Source organism: Nocardioides alpinus, from assembly GCF_900112035.1.
Lineage (GTDB): Bacteria > Actinomycetota > Actinomycetes > Propionibacteriales > Nocardioidaceae > Nocardioides > Nocardioides alpinus.
Map to the genome: position 1 here is coordinate 272,372 of NZ_FOKC01000003.1, position 24,093 is coordinate 296,464.

22 protein-coding genes are annotated in these 24,093 nt (G+C 72.0%); 14 read left to right on the forward strand and 8 right to left on the reverse strand.

The annotated features are described in order from the left end of the window. The first annotated feature begins 81 nt into the window (after positions 1-81). Genes paaZ through BM127_RS09070 form a run of 3 tightly spaced genes read left to right on the forward strand, consistent with a single transcriptional unit; the run spans position 82 to position 2,672 of the window. Positions 82-2,112 carry a phenylacetic acid degradation bifunctional protein PaaZ gene (gene paaZ, locus BM127_RS09060; protein WP_091197587.1) on the forward strand — a complete coding sequence of 677 codons (2,031 nt, stop codon included), beginning with the start codon at positions 82-84 and terminating at the stop codon, positions 2,110-2,112. 16 nt (positions 2,113-2,128) lie between these two features. After that, positions 2,129-2,428 carry a hypothetical protein gene (locus BM127_RS09065; protein ID WP_091197590.1) on the forward strand — a complete coding sequence of 100 codons (300 nt, stop codon included), beginning with the start codon at positions 2,129-2,131 and terminating at the stop codon, positions 2,426-2,428. A 28-nt stretch (positions 2,429-2,456) separates the two neighbouring features. Continuing rightward, positions 2,457-2,672, forward strand: coding sequence for a PLDc N-terminal domain-containing protein (locus tag BM127_RS09070; protein ID WP_091197592.1), 216 nt, complete (start codon positions 2,457-2,459; stop codon positions 2,670-2,672). 4 nt (positions 2,673-2,676) lie between these two features. Here the strand turns inward: BM127_RS09070 and BM127_RS09075 are convergent, their stop codons facing one another. Together BM127_RS09075 and BM127_RS09080 are read right to left on the reverse strand one after the other, a co-directional pair. Further along, positions 2,677-3,333, reverse strand: a complete 657-nt coding sequence (locus BM127_RS09075) for an SDR family oxidoreductase (protein WP_091197593.1) — start codon at positions 3,331-3,333, stop codon at positions 2,677-2,679. Continuing rightward, complete coding sequence (locus BM127_RS09080) at positions 3,330-3,554, reverse strand: hypothetical protein (protein ID WP_091197596.1); 225 nt, start codon at positions 3,552-3,554, stop codon at positions 3,330-3,332. The genes BM127_RS09075 and BM127_RS09080 overlap by 4 nt, the downstream gene beginning before the upstream one ends. Positions 3,555-3,661: 107 nt before the next feature. Here BM127_RS09080 and BM127_RS09085 point away from each other — a divergent pair, with 107 nt between their 5' ends. After that, the gene (locus BM127_RS09085; protein WP_091197598.1) at positions 3,662-4,648 is read left to right on the forward strand and encodes a TIGR03557 family F420-dependent LLM class oxidoreductase; all 987 of its coding nucleotides are present in this window, start codon (positions 3,662-3,664) and stop codon (positions 4,646-4,648) included. 7 nt (positions 4,649-4,655) lie between these two features. Here BM127_RS09085 and BM127_RS09090 read toward each other — a convergent pair whose 3' ends face one another. Next, complete coding sequence (locus BM127_RS09090) at positions 4,656-5,678, reverse strand: LLM class flavin-dependent oxidoreductase (protein ID WP_091197601.1); 1,023 nt, start codon at positions 5,676-5,678, stop codon at positions 4,656-4,658. Between the two features lie 7 nt (positions 5,679-5,685). Further along, positions 5,686-6,612, reverse strand: coding sequence for a cation diffusion facilitator family transporter (locus BM127_RS09095; protein WP_231263344.1), 927 nt, complete (start codon positions 6,610-6,612; stop codon positions 5,686-5,688). 180 nt (positions 6,613-6,792) lie between these two features. Between BM127_RS09095 and BM127_RS09100 the strand changes: the two genes are divergently transcribed. From BM127_RS09100 to BM127_RS09110, 3 genes are read left to right on the forward strand one after another with little or no spacing between them, the layout of a single operon-like run. After that, a complete protein-coding gene (locus BM127_RS09100) occupies positions 6,793-7,473 on the forward strand; it encodes a GntR family transcriptional regulator (RefSeq protein WP_091197608.1) in 681 nt (226 codons plus the stop codon). Further along, positions 7,470-8,510: a 1-aminocyclopropane-1-carboxylate deaminase gene (locus tag BM127_RS09105; protein WP_091197610.1), complete on the forward strand. Its 1,041-nt coding sequence runs from the start codon at positions 7,470-7,472 to the stop codon at positions 8,508-8,510. Before BM127_RS09100 ends, BM127_RS09105 begins: the two co-directional genes overlap by 4 nt. 25 nt (positions 8,511-8,535) lie before the next feature. Then, complete coding sequence (locus BM127_RS09110) at positions 8,536-9,387, forward strand: phosphotransferase family protein (protein WP_091197612.1); 852 nt, start codon at positions 8,536-8,538, stop codon at positions 9,385-9,387. On the opposite strand, the gene BM127_RS09115 is transcribed toward BM127_RS09110, so the two are convergent. Continuing rightward, positions 9,380-10,081, reverse strand: a complete 702-nt coding sequence (locus tag BM127_RS09115; protein WP_231263345.1) for an aspartate/glutamate racemase family protein — start codon at positions 10,079-10,081, stop codon at positions 9,380-9,382. The genes BM127_RS09110 and BM127_RS09115 overlap by 8 nt on opposite strands. A gap of 48 nt (positions 10,082-10,129) precedes the next feature. Here BM127_RS09115 and BM127_RS09120 point away from each other — a divergent pair, with 48 nt between their 5' ends. The 6 genes from BM127_RS09120 (at position 10,130) to BM127_RS09140 (ending at position 15,197) form a co-directional block, all read left to right on the forward strand. Beyond that, positions 10,130-10,738, forward strand: coding sequence for a GNAT family N-acetyltransferase (locus tag BM127_RS09120; RefSeq protein WP_091197615.1), 609 nt, complete (start codon positions 10,130-10,132; stop codon positions 10,736-10,738). Between the two features lie 4 nt (positions 10,739-10,742). Beyond that, positions 10,743-11,132 (forward strand): DUF6153 family protein, encoded by a 390-nt coding sequence (locus tag BM127_RS09125; protein WP_091197618.1) that lies wholly within the window; start codon positions 10,743-10,745, stop codon positions 11,130-11,132. Between the two features lie 72 nt (positions 11,133-11,204). Then, positions 11,205-11,819 carry a DUF305 domain-containing protein gene (locus BM127_RS09130; RefSeq protein WP_091197621.1) on the forward strand — a complete coding sequence of 205 codons (615 nt, stop codon included), beginning with the start codon at positions 11,205-11,207 and terminating at the stop codon, positions 11,817-11,819. An 81-nt stretch (positions 11,820-11,900) separates the two neighbouring features. Beyond that, positions 11,901-14,588 (forward strand): FAD/NAD(P)-binding protein, encoded by a 2,688-nt coding sequence (locus BM127_RS09135; RefSeq protein WP_091197624.1) that lies wholly within the window; start codon positions 11,901-11,903, stop codon positions 14,586-14,588. A 7-nt stretch (positions 14,589-14,595) separates the two neighbouring features. Continuing rightward, positions 14,596-14,757 (forward strand): hypothetical protein, encoded by a 162-nt coding sequence (locus BM127_RS22225; protein WP_157829618.1) that lies wholly within the window; start codon positions 14,596-14,598, stop codon positions 14,755-14,757. A gap of 98 nt (positions 14,758-14,855) precedes the next feature. Next, on the forward strand, positions 14,856-15,197 hold the full coding sequence (locus BM127_RS09140; protein ID WP_091197627.1) for a DUF2200 domain-containing protein: 342 nt from the start codon (positions 14,856-14,858) through the stop codon (positions 15,195-15,197). Here BM127_RS09140 and BM127_RS09145 read toward each other — a convergent pair. Then, entirely contained in the window at positions 15,194-16,843 is a 1,650-nt protein-coding gene (locus BM127_RS09145; protein WP_091197630.1) for a copper resistance CopC/CopD family protein, read from the reverse strand. The genes BM127_RS09140 and BM127_RS09145 overlap by 4 nt on opposite strands. Continuing rightward, a complete protein-coding gene (locus tag BM127_RS09150; protein WP_091197634.1) occupies positions 16,840-17,433 on the reverse strand; it encodes a DUF1775 domain-containing protein in 594 nt (197 codons plus the stop codon). Before BM127_RS09150 ends, BM127_RS09145 begins: the two co-directional genes overlap by 4 nt. Positions 17,434-17,574: 141 nt before the next feature. On the opposite strand from BM127_RS09150, the gene BM127_RS09155 reads away from it, so the two are divergent. Next, a complete protein-coding gene (locus tag BM127_RS09155) occupies positions 17,575-17,796 on the forward strand; it encodes a tautomerase family protein (protein ID WP_091197637.1) in 222 nt (73 codons plus the stop codon). Positions 17,797-17,905: 109 nt separating this feature from the next. Here BM127_RS09155 and BM127_RS09160 read toward each other — a convergent pair whose 3' ends face one another. Next, positions 17,906-23,857 (reverse strand): LamG-like jellyroll fold domain-containing protein, encoded by a 5,952-nt coding sequence (locus BM127_RS09160; protein WP_231263346.1) that lies wholly within the window; start codon positions 23,855-23,857, stop codon positions 17,906-17,908. Positions 23,858-24,093: the final 236 nt, after the last annotated feature.

Below are 24,093 nucleotides of genomic sequence, written 5' to 3' on the forward strand. Positions count from 1 at the left end.
GTGTGTCACCCGTCACTCTGGCACGCAAACACCGGCCTGCACATGTCCTACGATCCACCCGACGATCCCAAGGGGAACCCCGTGACCCGTCTGCTCGAGAGCTATGCCGCCGGCCGCTGGTACGCCGCACCCGCCGAGGGCGACCCGCTGCTCGACGCCGCCACGGGCGAGGAGGTCGCGCGCATCTCGAGCGCGGGTCTCGACCTCGGCGCGATGGCCCACCACGCACGTACGGTCGGGGGGCCCGCGATCCGCGAGATGACGTTCCACGAGCGCGCGCTGCTGCTCAAGGACCTGGCCACCCACCTGACCGGCCTCAAGGACGAGCTCTACGACCTGTCGCTGCGCACCGGGGCGACGCGGCGCGACTCGATGATCGACATCGACGGCGGCTTCGCGACGTTGTTCAGCTTCTCCTCGAAGGGGCGCCGCGAGCTGCCCAACGACACGGTGGTGTGCGACGGCGACCTCGAGCAGCTCGGCCGCACGGGCGTCTTCCTCGGTCAGCACGTCTACACCTCGCGGCCCGGACTGGCCGTGCAGATCAACGCCTTCAACTTCCCGGTCTGGGGGATGCTCGAGAAGCTCGCGCCGGCCTTCATCGCCGGCCTCCCCTCGCTCGTGAAGCCCGCCAGCCAGACGGCCTACCTCACCGAGCTCGTCGTGCGCCGGATCATCGAGTCGGGGATCCTCCCCGAAGGCTCGCTGCAGCTGCTGTCCGGCTCGGCGGGCGACCTGCTCGACCACCTCGGCGTGCAGGACTCGGTGGCGTTCACCGGTTCCGCGCACACCGCCGGAATCCTGCGCCAGCACCCCTCGGTGCTCCACGGTGGCGTGACGCTGCAGGTCGAGGCCGACTCGCTCAACTGCTCCGTGCTCGGCCCGGACGTCACGTCGAGCGAGCCCGAGTGGGACCTCTTCGTCAAGGGCGTCGTCACGGAGATGACCGCCAAGGCCGGCCAGAAGTGCACCGCGATCCGTCGCGTGATCGTGCCGTCGGCCGTCGCCGACGAGATGACCGAGGCCATCAGCGCCAAGCTCGCGACGATCACCGTCGGCGACCCCGGCGACGAGTCGGTGCGGATGGGGCCCCTGGCCTCGCTCGGTCAGCGCGAGGAGGTCCGCAAGGCGGTCGAGGCGCTGCGCTCCTCCGCCGACGTGGTCCTCGGCGACCCGTCCGCGACCACCGGCTTCGCCGGGGACGGTGAGCGGGGCGCCTTCATGGCGCCGGTGCTGCTCCGGGCCCACGCGGGTGCGGTCGAGCCGCACGACGTCGAGCCCTTCGGCCCGGTGTCGACGGTGATGTCGTACGACTCCCTCGACGACGCGGTCACGCTGGCCGCACGCGGCAAGGGATCGCTCGTCGGGTCGGTCGTCACCCACGACCCGGCCGTCGCCCGCACCCTCGTGCTCGGCCTCGCACCGTGGCATGGCCGGATCCTGGTCCTCGACCGCGACGACGCGCCCGAGTCCACGGGTCACGGCTCGCCGCTTCCGATGCTCGTCCACGGCGGCCCCGGGCGCGCGGGCGGCGGCGAGGAGCTCGGCGGCGTACGCGGCGTCCTGCACCACATGCAGCGCTCGGCGATCCAGGCCTCCCCCGACATGCTCACCGCGATCACCGGCCGCTGGACCCGCGGCTCGCAGCGCACGATCACGCCGGAGCACCCGTTCCGTCACTCCCTCGCGACGCTGCAGGTCGGGGACACCATCGCCTCCGAGCCGCGGGTGATCTCGCTCGAGGACATCGACCACTTCGCCGACTTCACCGGCGACACGTTCTATGCCCACACCGACCCGGCGGCGGCGGCCCAGAACCCGCTGTTCGGCGGGATCGTCGCGCACGGCTACCTCATCGTGTCGATGGCGGCCGGGCTCTTCGTCGACCCGGCACCTGGGCCGGTGCTCGCCAACTTCGGCGTCGACAGCCTGCGCTTCCTCACGCCGGTGAAGGCCGGGGACTCGATCCGGGTCACGCTCACCGTCAAGCAGATCACCCCGCGGTCGTCGGCCGACTACGGCGAGGTGCGCTGGGACGCGCTCGTCGCCAACGCCGACGACGAGCCCGTGGCGACGTACGACGTGCTGACGCTGGTGGCCAAGGAAGCCTGAGCACTACGGTCGGTGCATGTCCCCCACCGTGCAGCGCGCCATCGGCATCGCCGTCCTGCTCGCAGCGGGGATGCTGAGCCTCCCGGTGTCGGCGTTCCTCTTCGACGCCGAGAGCTCCGGCAGCTGGATCATCCCGGTCCAGCTGCTCGCCATGGCCGTGACCGGGGCGGCGGTCACGGTCGCGCTGCCCGCCCTGGCGCGCGAGGGCGACAGCACGAGTCGACGTGCACGGACCGGGATCTGGTGGGGACTGCTGGCTGCCCTCGTCGGGGTGCTGGTCTTCTGGTTCCTGCTCAACGGGATCCGCGGCGCCTGACGTCGGCGGTCAGCGATAGCGTGCTGCCATGGCGAAGAAGTCGTGGTCCGACATGACCCCCACCCAGAAGAACATCGTCGTGGTGAGCGCGATCGTCGAGATCGCCGTCACCACGTGGTGCCTGCGCGACCTCAAGCAGCGACCGGCCGAGCTGGTGCGCGGCCCCAAGGCGCTGTGGGTCCCTGCGATGTCGGTGCAGCCCGTCGGGCCGATCGCCTACCTCGCGTGGGGTCGCAGGCGCTGACCGCTCACCCGCTGTAGGGGACCTCGCTCGACCACTCCCCCGCGTCGCGGGTGACGGCCGCCCAGATCGCGTCGGCGACCCGGTCGGGGGTGAAGGCGCCTTCGCGGGACAGGGCTCCGCGCACGGTCACCGACACTGCCCGGATGCCGTCGGCAGCCAAGGTCTTGTCGAGGCTGTGCACGAGGTTGCGCACGCCGGCCTTCTGCACGCCGAGCGAGGCCGCGCCCTCCCAGGGGTCGTCGGCGGCGATGCTGCCGGTGACGCTGACCCGGCCCCCGTCCGACATGAACGGGCGCGCCGCCTGGACGACCGTGAGCAGCGCACCGACACCGAGCGCCACGTCCTCGAGCAGCTCGGCCACCGTCAGGGTCAGCGGGTCCTTCTCGCGGAAGGCGCTCGGGTTGAAGTGCAGCACGTCGATGCGGCCGGTGTGCTCACCGAAGCGGCGTACGGCGTCGCGCGCGGCCTGCTCGTCGGTGACGTCGACGGCGGCATGTCCGACGGTCGCACCCCGCGCCTCCAGGTCGGGCACGAGGTCGTCGATGACCTGCTGGTCCTGGCCCAGCAGCGCGACGTCGTAGCCCTCGTCGGCGAAGCGGCGCGCGACCGAGCCGCTCACGCCGGGTCCGGCACCGACGACGAGGATCACAGGGCTGCTCATGTCTGGTGCGGGTGCTCGCCCGTCTCGTCCTCGGGGATCGCGTTGGGGCCCTGGGCTCCTTCCTGCACCTCGCCCGACTCCTGGTCCGGCTGACCGGCCACCGAGTCGCCGGCGCTGACCGCCTCGGGGCCTGATCCCCCGGCCGCGACCTCGGAGACCTGGCCCGCGTTGCCGTCCCGGTCGGTCGGCTGGTCCTGCTCGTTGCTGCTGTCCTGCGTCATCGTTGCTCCTCGTCGTGTCGGTCCCCTCCACACAAGCAGGGCGGCCAAGGCCCGGGCTCACCTGAGCGGGTGGTGGCCGTCGCGCGTGCCGTGGCTACGGTCGAAGGATGACGCGTTTCGGATACACCTTGATGACCGAGCAGAGCGGCCCGCGCGAGCTGGTGTCGTACGCCGTCGCGGCCGAGCGGGTCGGCTTCGACTTCGAGGTGATGAGCGACCACTACTCACCGTGGCTGACCGAGCAGGGACATGCGCCCCACGCCTGGACGACCCTGGGCGCGGTCGCCCACGCCACCGAGCGGGTCGGGCTGATGACCTACGTGACCTGCCCGACGCTGCGCTACCACCCGGCTGTCGTGGCGCAGCAGGCTGCGACCCTGCAGATCCTCGCCGAGGGCCGCTTCACCCTCGGCCTCGGCAGCGGTGAGAGCCTCAACGAGCACGTCGTCGGCCACGGCTGGCCGTCCCTCGCGCAGCGCCAGGACATGCTGGGCGAGGCCATCGAGGTGATCCGCGCGCTCCACACCGGCGAGCTCACCGACCACCGGGGCGAGTTCTTCCAGGTCGACTCCGCCCGCATCTGGGACATGCCGGACGAGGGCGTCGAGATCGGCGTGGCCGTCGCGGGCGACCGCGCCATCGAGCGTTTCGCACCCCTCGCCGACCACCTCGTCGCGGTCGAGCCCAAGGCCGAGATCATCGAGTCCTGGAACGACGTCGAGGGTGCACCGCGCATCGGCCGCGACGCCCGCGCCGTCGGCCAGATCCCGATCTGCTGGGATCCCGACCGGGAGACAGCGGTCGCCCGCGCCCACGAGCAGTTCCGCTGGTTCGGTGGCGGCTGGTCGGTCAACGCCGACCTGCCCACCCCCGCCGGGTTCGCCGGCGCGACGGCGTACGTCCGGCCCGAGGACGTGGCCGGGTCCATCCCCTGCGGGCCCGACCTCGACGCGGTCGTGGACGCCGTCTCCGCCTACTGGGAGGCGGGCTTCACCGACGTCGCGCTCGTGCAGATCGGCGACGAGGGGCAGGACCGGTTCCTCGCCGAGGCGGCGGGCCCGCTGCTCGAGAAGCTGCGGGCCGCCGCCCCCTAGGTCCGGGTCAGCGCCACCCGAGGTCCGGCGCCACCTGGGTGAGCACGGTCCCGAGCAGGTGGGCGTTGTAGTCGACGCCGAGCTGGTTGGGCACCGTGAGCAGCAGGGTGTCCGCGGCCGCGACGGCCTCGTCGTCGGCGAGCTCCTTGACCAGGATGTCCGGCTCCGCGGCGTACGTCTTGCCGAAGACCGCGCGCAGGTTGGCCTCGATCTGGCCGAACTGGTCGGAGCTGGTGCCCTCGCGGCCGAAGTACATCCGATCGAGGTCGGTGGTGATCGGCATGATGGAGCGGCTCACCGACACACGCGGCTCACCCTCGTGCCCCGCCTCGCGCCAGGCGTCGCGGAAGACCTCGATCTGCTTGCGCTGCTGGACGTGGAACGGCTCGCCGGTCTCGTCGGCCTTGAGCGTCGAGGACATGAGGTGCATGCCCTTCTCGGCGGTCCAGCGGGCGGTGGCGTCGGACGCGGCACCCCACCAGATCCGGTCGCGGAGACCGGGCGAGTGCGGCTCGGGCCGCAGCAGGCCGGGCGGGTTGGGGAACATCGGGCGCGGGTTGGGCTCGGCGAAGCCCTCGCCCTCCAGCACCTGGAGGAAGACCTCCGTGTGGCGACGCGCCATGTCGGCCTGGTCCTCGCCCTCGGCGGGCTGGTAGCCGAAGTAGCGCCACCCGTCGATGACCTGCTCCGGTGATCCCCGGCTGATGCCGAGCTGGAGCCTGCCACCGGAGATGAGGTCGGCGGAGCCGGCGTCCTCCGCCATGTAGAGCGGGTTCTCGTAGCGCATGTCGATCACGCCCGTGCCGATCTCGATCCGGCTGGTGCGCGCGCCCACCGCGGCGAGCAGCGGGAACGGCGAGGCGAGCTGGCGCGCGAAGTGGTGGACCCGGAAGTAGGCCCCGTCCGCGCCGAGCTCCTCGGCGGCGACCGCGAGGTCGATCGACTGGAGCAGGGTGTCGGACGCGGAGCGGACCGCCGACTGCGGCGAGTCGGTCCAGTGGCCGAAGTTGAGGAAACCGATCTTCTTCATGACTGGTTCAACGCTCAACCACCGTCGATGTTCCCGGCTGCTTCCCCGGGGCTGCGAGCGAGAGCACGGCGCGGGCGATCTCGGAACGCTCCTCGAGATGGTCCTCGAGGCGCTGCAGCTCCTCGGCGGCGTGGCTCTCGGTGTCGTCACCGACGAGGTCCACCGAGCCGACGAGGAAGATCCTGCCGGGGCCGACGTACTCCAGGTGCAGCGTGCTGACGCTCTCCACCTCGGGCCGCTCGCGCAGCCAGCCGAGCACGGCCGCGTGGATGCGCGGGTCCGCTATCTGCCCGACGAGGAAGTCCATGTTGCGCCGCAGCAGGTAGATCGCGACGAAGCCGAGCAGCAGGCCGACCAGGATCGAGCCGATGGCGTCCCAGACCGGCTCGTGCGTGACCTGGTGGAGGACCAGGCCGGTGACGGCGATCGCGATCCCGATCAGGGCAGCGGCGTCCTCGAAGAAGACGGCGCGCAGGGTGGGGTTGGACGTCTTGTCGAGGAACGTCACCCGGCTGACGTCCGCCTTGCGCGCACCGCGGCGCACCTCTCGTCGGGCCTGGAGGAACGAGATGCTCTCCAGGACGAACGCGGCGCCGAGCACCAGGTAGGCCCACAGGTAGTCGGCCTCCGCCTCCTCGGCCGTCAGGGACTGGATGCCGTGCCACACCGACACGGCGGCACCCACGCCGAACAACCCGAAGGCCGCGATCATCGACCAGACGTACGCCTCGCGACCGAAGCCGAGCGGGTGGGTGGCATCGGCGGGCTTCTCAGCGCGGCGCTCGGCGATGAGCAGGAACACCTCGTTGCCCGCGTCGGCCCAGGAGTGGGCGGCCTCGGCGACCATCGACGCCGATCCGGTGAGGACGGCGACGATGCTCTTGAGCACGGCGAGGACCGTGTTGGCGGTGAGCGCGATGACGACGGTGAGCACCCGACCAGAGTGCCCCACGGCGGGTGGCGCGGTCTGCCCTCGCCCGGGGTAGTCCAGTGAGGAGTGGCTCTTCTGCCCCGGTAGTCCAGTGACGGATGGTCGTCCCGGACCTCGGATGACGACCATCCGCCACTGGACTACCCCTTGACGCGGACGCTCGATCGATGTGCAATATATTGCATGCCGATCCCCGCCGCCGAGGCTCCCCTCCGCACCGCGCTGCTGCGGGACACCGTCCACGACCGGGTGCGGGACGCGATCGTCGACGGCACGCTGGCGCCGGGCGAGGTCGTCCGCGACACCGAGCTCGCCACCTGGCTCGGGGTCAGCCGTACGCCCGTGCGCGAGGCGCTGCTCCGGCTCGGCGAGACCGGGCTGGTCCGCGCCGCACCCGGCCGGTCGACGGTCGTGGCCGAGATCGACCTCGCCGAGATCAGGGAGGCTCACGCGGTCGTGGTGTCCATGCACCGCCTCGCCGTCGCCGAGGCCGTCGCCCACCTCACCGGCGCCGACCTCGACGCGATGCGCGCCGCCAACGCGCGCTTCGCCGGCGCGATCGCGCGTCACGACACCGACGCGGCACTCACCGCCGACGACGACTTCCACGGCGTCGCTGTCAGCGCGTCCGGCAACCGCGCGCTGGCGACGGTGCTCGACCAGTTCAGCCCCGTCGTCCGACGCCTCGAGCGCCTCCGCTTCGCCTCGCATGCCGGGGAAGAGTCCGTGGCGCTGCACGACCGGCTCGTGCAGGCCTGCGCGGACGGCGACGTCGACGCCGCGGCCGACGTCGCCTTCCGCACCTGGCAGAACCTCGCCGACCTCATCCCCGATCCCGACACCGCAGTCCAGGAGACCCCGTGAAGCTCGACCAGTTCCCCCGCCACCCGCTGACCTTCGGCCCCTCCCCCGTCCACCACCTCCGACGGCTCAGCGACCACCTCGCGGCGCGTGGGGGCGGTGCGCAGGTCTGGGCCAAGCGCGAGGACGTCAACAGCGGCCTCGCCTACGGCGGCAACAAGATCCGCAAGCTCGAGTACATCGTCCCCGACGTGCTCGCGAGCGGCGCCGACACGCTCGTGTCGATCGGCGGCTTCCAGTCCAACCACACCCGCCAGGTCGCCGCGGTCGCCGCGCACCTCGGCCTCGAGTGCCGCCTGGTGCAGGAGAAGTGGGTGCCGTGGGACGACCCGACCAACACCCAGGTCGGCAACATCCTGCTCAGCCGGATGATGGGCGCCGACTCACGCCTCGACCCGCACGGCTTCGACATCGGCATCCGCGACTCGTGGAAGGACGCGATCAGCGAGGTCGAGGCATCCGGCGGCACGCCGTACGCCATCCCGGCCGGCGCGAGCGAGCACCCGCTGGGCGGCCTGGGCTTCGCCAGCTGGGCCTTCGAGGTGGCCGAGCAGGAGAAGACGCTCGGCATCACCTTCGACACCATCGTGGTCTGCACGGTCACGGGCTCGACACACGCGGGGATGATCGCCGGCTTCGCGGCGCTGGAGGACCTCACCGGCGTACGCCGTCGCGTGATCGGCATCGACGCGAGCGCCACCCTCGACAAGACTCGCGACCAGGTGGCTCGGATCGCGCGCCACACTGCCGACCTGATCGAGCTCGGCCGCGACCTGCGCGACGACGAGATCACCGTGCTCGAGGGCTGGGCCGGCGAGCTCTACGGCCTCCCGGTGGACTCGACCATGGAGGCGATGGCCCTCGGCGCCCAGCTCGAGGCGATGATCACCGACCCGGTCTACGAGGGGAAGTCGCTCGCCGGACTGATCGACCTCGTCGAGTCCCGCGACATCCCGGCCGACTCGCACGTGCTCTACGCCCACCTCGGCGGGCAGCCCGCGATCAACGCGTACCACTCGCTCTGGCCTGCGCAGGGCTGAGGCGAGAGCCGCTAACCTCGGCGCCGTGATCGAGGACGCACTGGCCTGGGCGGGAGACGTCCTGGGCGCACCGGTCGTCGCGCACGAGCGCCTGGACGGCGGCCTGACGTCCACCATGCTGGCGCTCCGTGACAGCTCCGGCGATGAGTCGGTCCTCAGGCTGATGACCGAGGAGCCGTGGCGGACCCACGGCGTCGAGCTGACGACACGCGAGCACGTGGCCCAGCTGGCGCTGGCCGGCACGGACGTGCCTGCACCGATCACCCTCGGCCTCGACGCCGAGGGTGCCGCCGCCGGCGTCGCTGCCCACCTGATGTCCCGGCTCCCCGGCGCGCCCCTGGGCACGGTCGACGACGCTGCCCTGCAGGCGATGGCGGACCTGCTCGCCACGATCCACGCCGTCCGGCCTGCCGCGCCGTTCCGCACCTTCCAGTCCTGGGCGTGGGAGGCCAAGTGGGTGGTCCCGGGGTGGACGCAGCACCCCGACTCGTGGCGGCGCGCCTTCGACCTGCTCGCCGCGCCTGCCCCCGCGTACGAGCCGACCTTCCTCCACCGCGACTTCGGCCACCGCAACCTGCTGTGGACCGGTGACACGATCACGGGGGTCGTCGACTGGGTGGAGACCTCGACCGGGCCGGCGTGGCTCGATGCGGCACACGCCGCGTCCAACCTGGCCGTCGGCTTCGGGAACGACCTGGCCGCAGCGTTCGTGGAGTGCTGGGCGGTCACGTCGGGGACGGACCCGCAGGCCCACTGGCTCGTGATGGACGCGGTCGGCTACCTGCCGCCGCCCGGGAAGTCGCCGATGTTCGGCGACCCCGCCCAGCTCGCGCGGCTCGACTCCTGGCTCGACCGGCTGGTCCGCAGCCTCAGCTGAGCGCGAAGTCGACGGCAGCCAGCGCGTGCAGCCGCGTGGTGGCGAAGACCGGCACCGTGACGTCGTCGGGTCCGATCAGCAGCTCGATCTCGGTGCAACCGAGCACCACGCCCTCCGCACCCCGCTCGACCAACCGCCGCACCACGTCGACGTACGCCGCTCGCGACTCGTCGCGCACGACGCCCAGCACCAGCTCGTCGTAGATGACGTGGTGGACGAGCGTGAGGTCGTCTCCGTCCGGCACCAGCACGTCGATGCCGTGCCCGCGCAGCCGGTCGACGTAGAAGGGTTGCTCCATGGTGAACCGCGTGCCCAGCAGCGCCACCCGCTCGAGACCCGCGTGCCGCACGGCGTCGGCGGTGACGTCGGCCAGGTGCAGCAGCGGGATGTCGACGGCCGCCTCGATCGCGTCGGCGACCTTGTGCATCGTGTTGGTGCAGAGCACCAGGCACTCGGCGCCGGCCACCTGCAGGTTGCGGGCCTCGTCGGCCAGCAGCGCACCGGCGGCCGCCCAGTCGCCGGCGGCCTGCATCGCCTCGACGTCGGCGAAGTCCACTGACGCCAGCACCAGGCGGGCGGAGTGGAAGCCGCCCAGGCGCATCCGCACCTCCTCGTTGAGGAGGCGGTAGTAGAGCGCCGTGCTCTCCCAGCTCATCCCCCCGAGCAGGCCGATCCTGCGCATCGTCGGTGCCATGCCGCCATTGAACACCGGCTGTCGGCGCGTACGGCTAGCGTGCCCACCATGGCCACGACTCCCCTCGTGAGGTCCGACGGGCTGACCGTCCACCCCGCCACGCACGCGCGCTTCGACGACGTCCGCACGATGGTCGGCCCCAAGGACCCGTCGTCGAGCGTCTGCTGGTGCCTGAGCCACCGCATCCCGGCCAAGGACAACCGCGAGCTGGCCGGACAGGCGCGGGCCGACTTCGTGGAGGCGCTGACCCGCCGGCGCACCAAGCCCGGCGTGCTGGCCTACGACGGCGGCGAGGTCGTCGGCTGGGCAGCCGTCGCCCCTCGCGCCGACCTGCCGTTCGCCCGGTCGACCAGGATCCCGCACGTCGACGACCTCCCGGTCTGGTCGGTGTGGTGCCTCCGGGTGCGGCCCGGCCGCCGCGGCCGCGGCATCTCCCACCTGCTGCTCGAGGGAGCGGTGGCCTATGCCGTCGAGCGCGGCGCCCCGGCCGTCGAGGGCTACCCCGTCGACAACCGGGGCGAGAAGGTCGACCTGACCATGGCCTACGTCGGCACCCGCAAGCTCTTCGAGGACGCCGGCTTCGCGATGGCCGCAGCGACCGAGGCCACGTCGGCCGGGTTCCCCCGCGTGATCATGCGCAGGAACGACCTAGGCTGACGACGTGATCCGCACCCTGTGGGCAGCTGCCGCCCTGCTGGCGATCGTCGCCATGCACGGGCTGGCCGCGCACGCAGGGTCCGCCGACCCGCGGCCGCTGGCGGCCGCAGCAACGTCCCACGTCGGGCACGCCGCGATGGCGGCCGACGACTCGCCGGTCGCGGCAGGCGAGACGCCGGCCCACGGCGAGCACGGCCACGAGATGGCCGTCCTCGGCCTCTGTGCCGCAGTCCTCGCCACCTCGGCGATCCTGCTGCTGGTCGGCCTCGGTCGACCCAGGTCCGGGATCCTCGGCCTGGCGCCTCGCGCGGTCACCACGACGTCCCACCCCGTCGGCGTACGCACCGAGCACGCCCCACCCGACCTCCACGCCCTGTCGGTCCTGCGCTGCTGAGGGGGGTCCCGCCGGACCGCTGTCCGGTCCCGACCCACTCCCACCCAGCACGTCCCCCGACAGGAGACACCCATGTCCACACGCAGCACCCGCGCGCGCCGCGCCACCGCGTACGCCCTCCTCCTCGCGCTGACCCCGGTCCTCGTCGCCTGCGGCAGCGACGAACCGACCGCCGCCCCCGCGGCCGAGCGCACCGCCGCCAACGGCGACACCTTCAACGATGCCGACGTCGCCTTCGCGAGCGACATGATCCCCCACCACGCCGACGCCCTGGTCATGGTCGACATGACGCAGGGCCGCGACCTCTCCCCCGAGCTCGCCCAGCTGACCGAGGACATCCGCGCCGCCCAGGCCCCGGAGATCGAGCAGATGGCCGACTGGCTCACGGCCTGGGGCGAGAAGGTCCCGGAGACCTCGCGCGACCATGTCAACAGCCACGACATGGGCTCCGACGGCGCGGACATGGGCATGGACGGCGACGACCTGGCCATGCTCGAGGACGCCGACGGGAGCGCCTTCGAGGACAGGTGGCTCACGATGATGATCGAGCACCACGAGGGGGCGATCGAGATGGCGCAGGAGGAGCAGGAGTCGGGCCTCCACCCCGGCGCCCTCGCGCTCGCCGAGTCGATCGAGGCCGACCAGACCGTGGAGATCACGCTGATGGAGCAGATGCTCGACGGCTGAGCGCGCCGACTCGCTCCCCGGCCGCCACCCTTGCTACCTTTAGTCACGTAACTCAGTGCATTAACAGGATGGGGTGGCGGCATGGGGACGAACGAGGGTGACTGTCGGGTCGTCGTGGTCGGTGCGGGTGCCGGCGGCACGTTGGTCGCGACCCACCTGGTGACCGCACTCTCCTCCCGCTTCCGCGTCGAGCTGGTCGACCCGGCGCCCAGCACGGGACGCGGCCAGGCCTACTCCACGACGGACGACCGCCACCTCCTCAACGTGCCCGCCTCGGGCATGAGTGCCTTCCCGCGCGACCCGGAGCACTTCCTGCGCTGGCTGCGCAACCACCACGACCCCGGCTTCCAGCCCCACGACTTCGCACCGCGCGCGGTCTTCGGGCGCTACGTCGAGAGCCTGCTGACGACCGCGACCGAGTTTCCCGGCAACGCCCGGCTCGTACGCCGTCGGGCCGAGGTCGTCGACGTCGCCGGGTCCGGCGACGGCTTCGTCGTCGAGCTGGCCGACGGCGAGCGCATCGAGGCGCGGGCCGTCGTGCTGGCCACCAGCAGCCGACCCGGCACCCAGTGGGCACCCGCTGAGCTGGCCGCCGACCCGCGACTCATCGCCGACCCGTGGACACAGGGGATCCCCGAGGTCGGCGATGTCCTCATGCTCGGCTCCGGGCTGACCATGGTCGACCTCGCCATCAGCGCGGACCGCCCGGACCGCACCGTGCACGTCGTGTCCCGCAACGACGTCGTGCCGGGACGGCACGTGCTGCCGACGACTCCCCCGGTGCCGCCGCCGCCCGGCATCACCCGGACCCAGGGCCTCGACGCCCTGCGCTCCGCGCTGGCCGCGCACGTCGAGCACACCGTCGACAGCACCGGCGACTGGCGTGCCGCGATCGACGGGATCCGCCCCGTGACCGCCCAGCTCTGGCGCGGGATGTCCGAGGCCGACAAGCGTCGCTTCATCGCCGAGGACGCCCGCACCTGGGACGTGCACCGGCACCGGATGGCGCCGGCCACCGCCCGTCGCTTCGACGCCATCGCCGACGAGGGCCGCCTCCGGCGCCACCGCGGCACCCTCGCCGGGGTCCGGGCCGGCGAGCACGCCCTCCACGTCTCCCTCGACGACGGCACCACCCTGCGGGTCGCCGCGGTCGTCAACTGCACGGGCCCGGTCGGCTCGATCGCCGCCGACCCGCTGCTGACCAGGCTCGCCCAGACCGGCCTCGTCCGCCCCGGACCCGCGGGGCTGGGCATCGACACCACCGACGACGGCCGGATCGTCGGCACCCTGCCCGCCGGCCTGCCGTTCCTCGCGGTGGGATCGCTGCGGCGCGGCAACCTGTGGGAGTCCACGGCGATGCCGGAGATCCGCGAGCAGGCCTACGACGTGGCTCGCATCGTCAGCCGCTCCATGCACGGCGAGTCCCGCCAGCGCCCGGTCGACCCCTACGGCCTCACCCTCTCCACCAGCAGCACGGCCGCCGAGCGCTACAACGGCGCCCTCGGTCGGTTGCTCCGCCTCCAGGACGGCGTGGAGGAAGGACTCCTCCAGGCGGTCGCCGAGGACGAGGGCTTCGTCCAGGCCCACGCCGCCCTCGCGCTCCTCGGCCACGAGTGGGGCACCAACGACCACTGGCACGCCTCGCTCCGGGCCGCGCACCGCGCTGCGGCCGAGCGCCACCTCGACGACCGCGAGAGCTCCTTCCTCGACGCCGTCACCACCCGGCTCCGGTCCGACGAGCCGACGGGTGCAGCGGCCCTGCTGCGGCACGTACGCCTCTTCCCCCGCGACGCGCTCGCGGTCAGCGTCGCCGTGCCGACCGTGGCCTTCGGCGGTCTCACCAGCGGCAGCCAGACCGCCGCCCTGGTGGAGTCGCTGGGGCGGTCCTACGGCGACGACTGGTGGTACGCCGGACAGCTGGCGTTCGTCCGGCAGGACCAGGAGCGCTGGGCCGAGGCCGAGGAGCTCGCCTCCTTCGCCCTCTCGGTCGAGCCGGCCTCCGGTCACGCCGTCCACGCCCGTGCCCACGTCTTCTACGAGACCGGCGAGCACGCGGCCGGGCTCGCCTGGCTCGACGAGTGGATCCGCACCCGCGGTCCCGAGGCCAACCACCGCTCGCACTTCTCCTGGCACGCCGCTCTCCACGAGCTGATGCAGGACGACGTCGAGGCCGTCCGCCGCCGCTACCACCGCGAGCTGTCGCCGTCCGTGGTCAGCGGCAGCCGGGTCGTCGTCGACAGCGGTGCCCTGCTGTGGCGCGGCCGGGTGACCGGCGCCTGGACCGACGACCTGCCGGTCGCCGAGGTGCGCGCGCAGGCGCCGACGGAGTGGCTCACCGCCCCGCCGACGGCGTTCGCCGCGATGCACAGCGCGGTGCTGCTCGCCGCTGACGGTGATGCCGCTGCCCTGACCGGCCTCGCCGACCAGGCGGCACGCAGCCAGGACCCGGTCTTCCGCGACGTGGTCTCACCCCTGTGCACCGGGCTCGCGTCGGTCGTCGAGGAACGGTGGAACGCCGCGTCCGCCACCCTGTCGCGGGTCGTCGCGACGATGGCACCGCTGGGTGGCAGCAAGGCCCAGCGCGAGGTCGTCGAGGACACCCTCGTGCACGCGCTGGCCATGGCCGGGCGCACCACGGAGGCCGCCGACCTCCTCGACGCCCGGCTGTCGCGGCGCACGTCGGCCCTCGACGCCCGGCGTCGGGCGGCGGTCAGCGCTGCCCCTGATCCGGAGCGGGCCGGCCTGACGCCGGCGGACTCGGGTCGGTGACCCGCCCGTGCCGCAGGAGGCGCTGACATCGGTCGCCCTCACCACGATGATCGCCCTCGCCCTCACCGAGCTCCACGTCGAGCTGGTCGCGGGCTCGGCGGCGTGGATCGCGGCGTGGTGGGTCCTACGGGAGCCGGCGGCGCGGGAGCCGGGTGTGTGCGAGGACTGAGTCTTGGACGGCCCCGAGTCGCCAACTCACCAGTTGGTCCGCCCACTCGTCAGTTGGCAGCCGTGGAACCCCGCAGCTCCCGCGCCTATCCTCAGGGCATGCACCGGATCTTCACCACGAGCGTCGCGTCGGTCTACCCGCACTACGTGACCAAGGTCGAGCGCAAGGGCCGCACGAAGGCCGAGCTCGACGAGGTCATCTCGTGGTTGACGGGCTTCGACGACGCGGCCCTGCACGCGCACCTGGAGAAGGAGACGACCTTCGCCGACTTCTTCGACGACGCCACCCTCAACCCGCGCGTCGACCAGATCACCGGCTCGGTGTGTGGCGTGAAGGTCCAGGAGGTCGAGGACCCGCTGATGCGCCGGATCCGCTACCTCGACAAGCTGGTCGACGAGCTCGCCAAGGGCCGCCCGATGGAGAAGGTGCTCCGGAGCTAGGGGACGACGAGCTCCACGGTCTTCACCGGGTTGTCGAACTCGGTCGTACGCAGCGAGACCTGCGCCTCCCACTCCCCCGTGGTCGGCAGCACCACGTCCCCGGCGTAGATCCCGGGACCGAGGTTGGTCAGCACCACCTCGCCCAGGTCGACGTCCGTCGTCGACAGGCTCAGCCGGGGCGCCGCGAAGCCCTCGGCCGGCTCTCCGGCGTCGTCGGTCATCGTGATCGTCACCGTGCTGGGCCCCACCCCGAGCGGGTCGAGGGTGACCTCGGCGGTGATGTCGTCGAGCCGTACCGTCTCCGCGGCGGTCTCCGCGGCCGGGGCCGCGGCGCTGACCGGTGCGTCGACCTCGGGGCTGCGGTCCACGAGGAAGCCGGTGACGAGCAGCACGGCGACGAGGACGCCCGCTTCCGCGACGGTCGTCCGCACGACCAGCGAAGCAGCGTCGCGACGCTCGCGGCGTCGGCCGGCCGTGCGCAGGCGCGGCAGCAGGGACCACCGGTTCCACGCGGCGAGGGCGATCGCCACCAGCACGAGGAGCACCTTGACCAGGAGGAATCCTCCGTAGCCGGTGTCGAGCAGCGCCTCCCACGAGCCCGCGATCCGCCACGCCAGGACAGAACCCGCGACCACCAGCACGCCGAGGATGCCGGCCGCCCAGGTGGAGAAGCGGGAGAGGACGACCGCGCCGGCGTCGTCGCGTGCAGCGAGGTCCCCGAGCACGAGGGAGAGGGCGACCAGCCCACCGAGCCAGAGGGCGCCCGCGGCGAGGTGGAGCACGTCCACCGCGATCACGAGGGCCTCGGGGGTCACCGCGCGGGTGTGGCCGGTCAGCGACGGCGCAGCCACGGCGAGCACGCACCCGAGCAGGACGAGTGGGGGTCGCGTCGCCACGACTGCCAGCGCGAGGCCGAGCACCAAGGCGGCAGGTACGACGTACTCCGCCGCCGCGAGAGCGGACCAGGTCGGGCCGTCGCCCAGCGCGGAGACCGGCAGGCCGAGCTGGTAGAGCGCGACCAGCGGCACCGCCGCCCACCACGCGAGCGCCGCCACGACCGCAGCGAGCCGCGCAGCCGTGCGCAGGCGTGCCCGGGCGGCCGGCGAGTCGGGCCGGGCCGGGAGGAAGAGGACCGAGAAGGCCGCCACGCCTGCGGCGACCAGGAGGCCGAGGTAGCCCAGCCAGCGCACCACGGTGAGCACCAGGGGCGCCTCCGTGTCGGCGTCCGCGGTCGACGTCGGCACGTCCACGACGTCGCTGGCTGCACCCACCGAGAAGCTCAGCGAGCCACCGATCGGGTGCCCGTCCGCGGAGACCAGGCGCCAGACCACGACGAGCGTGCCCTCGCCGACCTCCTCGTCGAGGTCGACCACGAGCTGGGAGTCACGCACCGACGCCGAGGAGGCGACGGCGTCGCCGGTCGCGTCGAAGACCTGGATCCCGGCGGGCACGCCGATCACGGACTCGTTGAAGGTGAACCTCACCTGCTCGGGCGCTGCCTCGAGGACCGCCCCCTCGGCGGGGTCCGTGCTCACCAGGGTGGCGTGCGCGGAGGCCGGCGACGCGGACCCGAGGAGGAGGAGGACCGACAGGCAGGCCAGGAGGAGCCAGGCGGCGCTGCGTCGGCGCGCGGGGTGCCGCGTCATGCGCGCCGGCGCCGCAGCAGCAGGACGGCTCCGGCCGCGAGGGTGCCTGCGGCGAGCGCCCCGACCGCGCCGTACGTCATGACCGGCCGGGCGGGGTCTCCCGTCACCACGATCACGGGCGCCGGCATCTCGAGCTCCTCGCGGCTCGCTGCGTCCTCGGCGACCTCGGTCCACGCCGACTCGCCGTCCTCACAGCGCTGGACGACCGGGAACACGAGCTCCGCCCCGACGTCGTCGGGCAGGCGCACGGTGAAGGCCACCTCGTCACGCGTGGCGTCGGGCAGGGGCGCGTCTGCGAGGTACGTGACGCCCCCGGCGGTCCGCTCGACGCTCCACTGCTCGGTGCTCGCCGCCACCAGCTCGCTGACCCCGTCGGGCATCCGCACCGCGACCTCGGTCGTGGCCGCGCCCGCGCAACCGTGCGGCACCACCAGGCGTACGACGGCCGTGGCGCCGGCCTCTGTGGTCGAGGCCGTGATCGTCACGTGGGCAGCCGCGGGGGCCGCCGCCAGCGCGAGCAGGCCACTGGTGACCGCACCCGTCGCCAGGCTCGCCAGCGCAGCACGACGTGCCGTGCGCGTGCGGTTCATGGAGGCTCCTGGGTCAGCGGGTGACCGTCCTCACACAACCAGCATGCCGAACTGTTGTCAAGGATGTGAACTGTGCGTACCGTGAGTCAGGTCACTGAATCCGAGTCGCACGTGTGAACGTGCAAGGAAGCGAAGGCCCCCATGCCCAACATCACCGTGGAGCTGCTGCGAGGCCGCACCGTCGAGCAGCGCCGTGACTTCGCCAAGGCCGTGGCCGACAGCGCCGTGGAGATCCTGGGCGCCCGCCGCCAGGACGTCCGCATGGTCTTCAGCGAGATCACCCCGGACATCGTGGCCAACGGTGGCGTCCTCGCCAGCGAGGACGACAGCCGGGCCGGCGTGGTCGCCGCCCTGGCCGACTGAACAAGCTGGCCGACTGAACAAGCTGGCCGGCTGAACCACCTGGCCGGCCGGAGCGAGACGCAGGACGGGCCCGGAGGATTGCTCCTCCGGGCCCGTCCTGTGTCGGGGGCTAGTTGTTCCTGCCCCGCTTGCCCGACTTGTTCTTCCTGGGCTTGATGACCTTCACGGTGAGCTGCTCGCTGGTGGACTCCACCAGCGTGCTTCCTCCGTAGGTCACGGTGAGCCTCAGCCGCTTCCCGGTAGCCTTGGGCAGCTGGATGAAGACCCGGCCGTCCTTCAACGTGCCGGCAATCGACTTGCCGCCGGCGATCGCGACCTCGACGTCGCCCGTGACCGGTACGCCGTCAGGCGCCCGGAGGACGACCCTGACCGTGGCGCGCTTGCCCTTCTTCACCGCGCTCGGCGCCCTCACGGTCATCTCCGCGACGACCTTGTCGACCGACACCTGCAGCTGGGAGGACGACGCCTTGTGGGCGGCGTCTCCGAGGTAGCGCAGGGTGAGCTGGTGCGTGCCGGGCTGCAGGCTCGTGGCCGGCAGCGCGAGCGCGGCCTGCCCTGCCGCGAGGGTGGCCGAGGCCAGGACCTTGGTCCCGTCGAGCACCTCGACCGTGCCGGTGGCTGCCGCCGGGGAGACCCCGACCACGACCGTGCCGACCTTGCCGAAGGTGAACGGCGCCGAGGCGCCCGCCACCGCGGAGGTGAGCAGCCCGTCGCCGGTGCCGCCTCCGCCACCGCCGCCACCCGTGCCACCCGTGGGCTTCACGGTGAGGGTCACCGTGGCAGGGGCCGAGGTGTCGGTCCCGTCGCTCGCCTCGTAGGTGAACTGGTCCTTGCCCACGAAGCCCGCGTCGGGCGTGTAGGTGAAGGAGCCGTTGGCGGCCAGGGTGACCTCACCGTTGACCGGCTCGCTCAGGCGCGTCGCGGTGAGGGTGCCACCGTCCGCGTCCGTGTCGTTGCCGAGCACGCCCGGTGCCGCCAGGGAGAGGGACTCCCCCGACACCGTGCTGAAGGCGTCGTCCGTCGCGACCGGGGCCACGTTCGGCGGGGTCTCCGCCTGCTCCACGGTCAGCGTGACCGTGGTGGCCGCGGACGACGTGGTGCCGTCGTTGGCCTGGTAGGTGAAGGTGTCGGTCCCGAAGAAGCCGGTGTCGGGCACGTAGACGAGCGCACCGTCGTCCTCGAGCGTCACCACACCGTTGGCCGGCTGGGTGAGCCCGGTGGCGGTGAGGGTGTCGTCCTCGGCGTCCGTGTCGTTGGCCAGGACCCCGGGGGCGTCGACGGCGAGCGTCTCGTCCTCCGTCGTGGTGTAGGCGTCGGCGACACCGACCGGTGCCGCGTTGACCACCTCCTCGGTCTCGAAGAGCTCGACCACGTCGGCAGCGTCCAGCTCGTAGCCGTAGATCCGGAAGTCGTCGACCTGCTCGGTCGGACGCGGGTCGTTGTAGCTGCCGTTGGCGATGAAGTTGGCGGTGGTGCCGCCCTCTCCGACGTCTCCGATGTCGATCGGGATGTTGTCCCGGGTCACACCGAGCACACCGTTGAAGTAGATCTTGCCGGTCGTGCCACCGCCGGTCGGCGACGGCCCCAGCGTCAGGACCACGTGGGTCCACTGGTTGAGCGGCAGGTCGGTCTCACCCGGGAGCTGGATCCTCTGGTCGATGCCGTTGTCGACGCGGAGCGTGGCCGCGAAGCCGCGGTCGCCGTTGAGCGTCGACGACTGCAGGAGCAGGTACTCCTGGGTGCTCTTGCCGATCTGGAGGTGGGTGGTCCAGTTGGGCAGCGCGGTCGGACGGATCCACGTGGAGACGGTGATCTCCTGGTCCATGCCGGCCGTGATGTTGTTGGGCAGGTTGACGTGACCGGCGCCGGGCAGGTTGACGCCTGCGCCGAACTTCGCGGTCGGCGTCCATCCGGCGTTGCCCTGGAGCGTGGCCGCGCCGATGGACGGGTCGGTGCCCGAGTTCGCCGCGGTCGTGCCGGATCCCTCGTCGAACCGGTAGTGCACCGGCACGCCCTCACCGACCGGGGGACGGTCGACCGTGTGGGTCACGGTCGTGGTGGAGTCCCGCCAACCCTCGGCGGCGAAGAAGCGCACCTCGATCTCGTGCGAACCCGGCGACAGCGACAGCTCGTCGAACGCCACCGCACCCTCGACCACGGGCTCCTGGCCGCCCTGGCGGGCGCCGTCCACCCAGAGCTCGGCGACACCGGCCGGGTCGGCCCCGGCGGAGTCGGCGACCGTGGCCGAGACGGTGATCGGCTCACCGAACGGCGACGGGGAGGCCGGCGTGACGTCGACCGTCGTGGTCGTGTCGAGCGCGGTGCCGTCGGCGTACATCGCTGCCACGTCGGCGCTCGTGAGCGACGAGGTGTAGAGGCGTACGTCGTCCATCAGGCCGTCGAACGACGGGTCCGGGTAGCCGTTGCGGCCCAGCCAGTTGTTGGCCGTCGGACCGACGTCGGTCATGGTGAGCGTCAGGTTGGTCCGCTGCGCGATCTGCGCACCGTTGAGGTAGAGCGTTCCGGTGGACCCGGCACGCGTGAACGCGACGTGGTTCCACTGGTTGATCGCGATGTCCTTGGTCGGCGTCGCGTAGATCCGCTCCTGGAGCGTGCTCCCCTTCTTCTTGAAGGTGGCGGCCAGACCGGTGTTGCCGGCGGCCTGGGTCTGCATCTGGATCTGGAAGAAGCTGCCTGGGTCGCCCAGCCCGTCACCGATGTGGAACAGGTTGATCCAGTTGCCCTTGGTGTCCGCGCGGACCCAGAACGACGTGGAGAAGTTGGCCTCTCCCTGGAGCAGGTTGTCCGGCAGGTCGACGGTGTTGGCGTTGGTGCCGCCCTTCATGTCGAGCGCGCCGCCGTGGATGCCGTCCGGGCTCCAGCCGGTGGTCCCGGTGAGCTGGGCTGCGCCCACGGTGCCGTCGGTCCCGGTGTTGGCCGCCGAGCTTCCGGTGCCCTCCTCGAACTCGTAGTGGACCGGGACGTCGGAGGCACCCGCATCGCTCGCCACGACGACGAGGTCGTCGAGCACGAGGCCCGCTCCCGAGTCACCGGCCGAGATGGTCAGGGGCTGCTGGCGTCCGCCCGCGGTGAAGGTCCCGACATAGGTGCCGAAGGCCGTCGTGGACGACTGGGTGGTGCCTGCCGACAGGGTCGTCAACAGCTCGTCGCCGACCGTCAGGTCGGCCGTGCCGGGTGCGGTGCCGGCCGTACGGCTGTCGCGGGCGTAGCGCACCGACAGGCGGTACTCCTTGCCCGGGTCGAGTCCGGTCAGCGTGCGGGTCAGGTCACCGCCGGTGCCCACGGCCAGGTGATAGCCGGTGAGGCCGAGGCCACCCATGCCGCCGGCAGCGGCGCGGACCAGCTGGACCTGGCTGTCGACCTCCCACGGGGACATCCGGCCGTTGCCGGGAGCCACGTCGAAGGTGGCGGGCGGGTTGGCACCCTGCCAGTTGACCGGGAGGCGCGGGTACTCGAACTGGTCGACGACCTGGGGGGCCGGCGAGTCCATCTTCACCTGCGGGTCCATCTGCACGATGTTGGCCACCGACGGCGTGCCGTTGCTCCACACGAACACCATGTAGGCGCCGGGAGGTGCGAAGTTGGCGTTGGTCGGCGACGTGATCGTGACCGTGTTGCCGCTCTGGGTGTAGTTCAGGTCCTGGAAGTTCTGGTCGTTGTTGAAGCCGTGCGTGACCGAACCGTTGCGGACCAGGGTGACCCGGTCGACCGGGCTGTTCGACGTCACGTTGAACGTGCCGTTGTAGCCGACCTTCTTGGGGACGTTGCTGATCTGCGGACGCGTCGCTGCGACGTCGCCGTCGAACAGGTAGGCCGGGGAGTAGTACTCCACGTCCGTGTAGTTGTGCGGACCGGGCGCACCGCCGCCGCCGATCATGATGCGACCGTCGGGCAGCAGCAGGGCGATCGAGTGGTAGAGGCGGGAGTGCTCGTAGGGCACCTTGACCTCGGTCCACTGCTGGCCGCTCGGCTTGGTGGGGTCCCAGATCTCGGCGTTGGTGACGTAGCCACCGAGGTCGTTGTTCGCGCGCGACCCGCCGGTGACGATGACGTTGCCGTCGGGCATGACCGTCGAGGTGGCCCAGTGGCGGGCGTACTTCATCGGGTCGGTCGCGGTGACCACCGGGTTGGCGGTGCCACCGGTGATGTCGACGTTGATGCCGGCCCGGGCGCCGGCGGGGCCGCCGCCGTTGGACCAGGTGCCGCCGCCGACCTGGAGGATCTTGCCGGGGCGGTACATCGTCGCCGTGGACGTCGCACCGACCGGGTTGCCGAGGCCACCCTGGTTGCCGGTGCCGGCACCGAGGTTCCCGCGCATCGTGATCGCGCCGTCACCGGACGGGTCGAGCTCGAACATCTGCGTGCCGGTGATGGTGAAGATGTTGCCGTTGGTGGGCGCGACGAAGGCGCGGGGGTACCACCAGCGGTTCTCGCCGCCGTTGGCGGCGCCTCCGCCGCTGCCGTACGCCTGGACGCTGGTGGCGCCGGTGAGGAGCTTCCACGAGCTGCCCTGGTCGGGCGCGTAGATCTCCGGCGTCAGCACGCCCGGACCGCCGGGGCCGCCCCGGAGCGCGCCACCCTGCACGACGACGGAGCCGTCGGGCGTGGTGGTGCCGGTGGGATACCAGCGCGGGTAGTTCATCGGGGCCTCGTTGCGCAGGCCCGAGTTGGTGGAGTAGCTCGTGACGCCGATGGCCGAGTCGTTGGGCGCGTTGCCGCCGAGGCCGTCGTCACCGCCCACCGTCATGGTCGAGCGGCGGTGGGGCATCTGCACCTGCATGGAGCAGAACAGGTCGGTGTAGGTCGCGTTGGGGATGACGCCGGAGACCACGTTGGCGACGGTGCGGACCACCGCGGGGTCCCACACGTCGATCTCCATCTGGCCGCCCTGCGTGAGGCAGCTGTTGCCGCTGTAGTCGTAGGGGGTCTGGTCGGTGCAGCCGGACGTCACCGAGCCGAAGGACTGGACCTTGCCGTCGGAGGTGAGGGCAGCGTTGATCGGGACCAGCGGCCACGGGGTGACGCCGCTCCAGGAGCCCTGTTGGTCCTTGGCCGGCGGGGAGCAGTCCGCGGGGAGCAGGGCCGCCGAGTAGGCCAGGCCCTTGCGGAACTGGGCCCGCACGAAGTCGTCGGCCTGGTTGTCGTTGGCGTTGCCGCCGTCGTCGGCCGCGGTCCAGGCCGAGGCGTGGTGCCCCAGCGAGGAGTACCACGAGCGACCCTGGTCGATGGTCTGGCACCAGGTGACCGGGTGGGTCGTGCCCTCCTCACCGGCACGCGCACCGGCGGCGTACGACGACTCGTCGACCGTCACCAGGGTGCGCACGTTCTGGGTCGGGTTGACGTCCCACTCGTACCACTCGTCGGTGTAGGAGAGCGGCGAGGTGATGCCCTGGGTCAGCGGGTGGGCAGCGTCGCTGACGGCGACCGTCCCGCGCTGGCCGCCCGCAGGCTCGGGGTGACCGGTGGAGGCCGCGCCCACGAGACGACGGTAGAAGGGGTTCACGTCGTGCTCGGTCTGGTCGGGTGACCACGACGTGTAGTGGATGCCGACGAACCCGCCGCCTCCGCGGATGTAGGCCTCGAGCGCCGCGCGCTGCTCGGTGTTGAAGAGCACGCCCGCGGTGTGGGCGAAGACCAGGACGTCCTTGGTGGCCAGGTTCTCCGGCGTGAACGCGGCAGCGTTGGTGGTCTCCTGGATGTCGGCGACGGCCTGGAGCGGGTCACCGGTGGAGTTGTCGAGGCCGTACTCGGCGGCGAGGGAGTTGGACATCTCGCGGACCGTGGCGCGGGTGTTGGCGACCGAGCCGTGCACACCGTCTCCGCTGGAGAACAGCAGGACCCTCAGCACGTCGTCGTCCGCCGCAGCTGCGGCCGCCGGGGCCGCGGGGGCGGCAGTCACGACCGGCGCGGCCTGCGCGGCGCCGGCGGCGACCAGCGGCAGGGCGACGACCAGGGCGACCGGGACGGCCACCAGGTGCGCCGACGCGCGACGGAGGCGCCGCGACATGCGCCGGCGGGCAGATCTGTGGAGCACGTTCATCTACGTTTCCCTTGGCTCGACTGGAGAGGAGCTCGGCGGGCGGCGGGTGCGGTCAGCGCTCACGAGATGGGACGACGCTATGACGCGCATCACACAGAGTCAAGAACTCTGTCCAGAATTGTGAACGTCTTTACCTACAGGTTCATGTACATGAAAAACAGGCCTGGGTGGCCGATCCCCCGCACGGGGCCGACCACCCAGACCTGGCTCTGGGTGACGCTGGCTGGTCCTCGGAC

Bases quoted from the DNA above. Each gene is read 5' to 3' on its own strand.
- BM127_RS09065 (WP_091197590.1), top strand. From the start codon at position 2,129: ATGTCCCCCACCGTGCAGCGCGCCATCGGCATCGCCGTCCTGCTCGCA.
- BM127_RS09070 (WP_091197592.1), top strand. From the start codon at position 2,457: ATGGCGAAGAAGTCGTGGTCCGACATGACCCCCACCCAGAAGAACATC.
- BM127_RS09075 (WP_091197593.1), bottom strand. From the start codon at position 3,333: ATGAGCAGCCCTGTGATCCTCGTCGTCGGTGCCGGACCCGGCGTGAGC.
- BM127_RS09080 (WP_091197596.1), bottom strand. From the start codon at position 3,554: ATGACGCAGGACAGCAGCAACGAGCAGGACCAGCCGACCGACCGGGAC.
- BM127_RS09085 (WP_091197598.1), top strand. From the start codon at position 3,662: ATGACGCGTTTCGGATACACCTTGATGACCGAGCAGAGCGGCCCGCGC.
- BM127_RS09090 (WP_091197601.1), bottom strand. From the start codon at position 5,678: ATGAAGAAGATCGGTTTCCTCAACTTCGGCCACTGGACCGACTCGCCG.
- BM127_RS09100 (WP_091197608.1), top strand. From the start codon at position 6,793: ATGCCGATCCCCGCCGCCGAGGCTCCCCTCCGCACCGCGCTGCTGCGG.
- BM127_RS09115 (WP_231263345.1), bottom strand. From the start codon at position 10,081: ATGGCACCGACGATGCGCAGGATCGGCCTGCTCGGGGGGATGAGCTGG.
- BM127_RS09120 (WP_091197615.1), top strand. From the start codon at position 10,130: ATGGCCACGACTCCCCTCGTGAGGTCCGACGGGCTGACCGTCCACCCC.
- BM127_RS09130 (WP_091197621.1), top strand. From the start codon at position 11,205: ATGTCCACACGCAGCACCCGCGCGCGCCGCGCCACCGCGTACGCCCTC.
- BM127_RS09135 (WP_091197624.1), top strand. From the start codon at position 11,901: ATGGGGACGAACGAGGGTGACTGTCGGGTCGTCGTGGTCGGTGCGGGT.
- BM127_RS09140 (WP_091197627.1), top strand. From the start codon at position 14,856: ATGCACCGGATCTTCACCACGAGCGTCGCGTCGGTCTACCCGCACTAC.
- BM127_RS09145 (WP_091197630.1), bottom strand. From the start codon at position 16,843: ATGACGCGGCACCCCGCGCGCCGACGCAGCGCCGCCTGGCTCCTCCTG.
- BM127_RS09150 (WP_091197634.1), bottom strand. From the start codon at position 17,433: ATGAACCGCACGCGCACGGCACGTCGTGCTGCGCTGGCGAGCCTGGCG.
- BM127_RS09155 (WP_091197637.1), top strand. From the start codon at position 17,575: ATGCCCAACATCACCGTGGAGCTGCTGCGAGGCCGCACCGTCGAGCAG.
- BM127_RS09160 (WP_231263346.1), bottom strand. From the start codon at position 23,857: ATGAACGTGCTCCACAGATCTGCCCGCCGGCGCATGTCGCGGCGCCTC.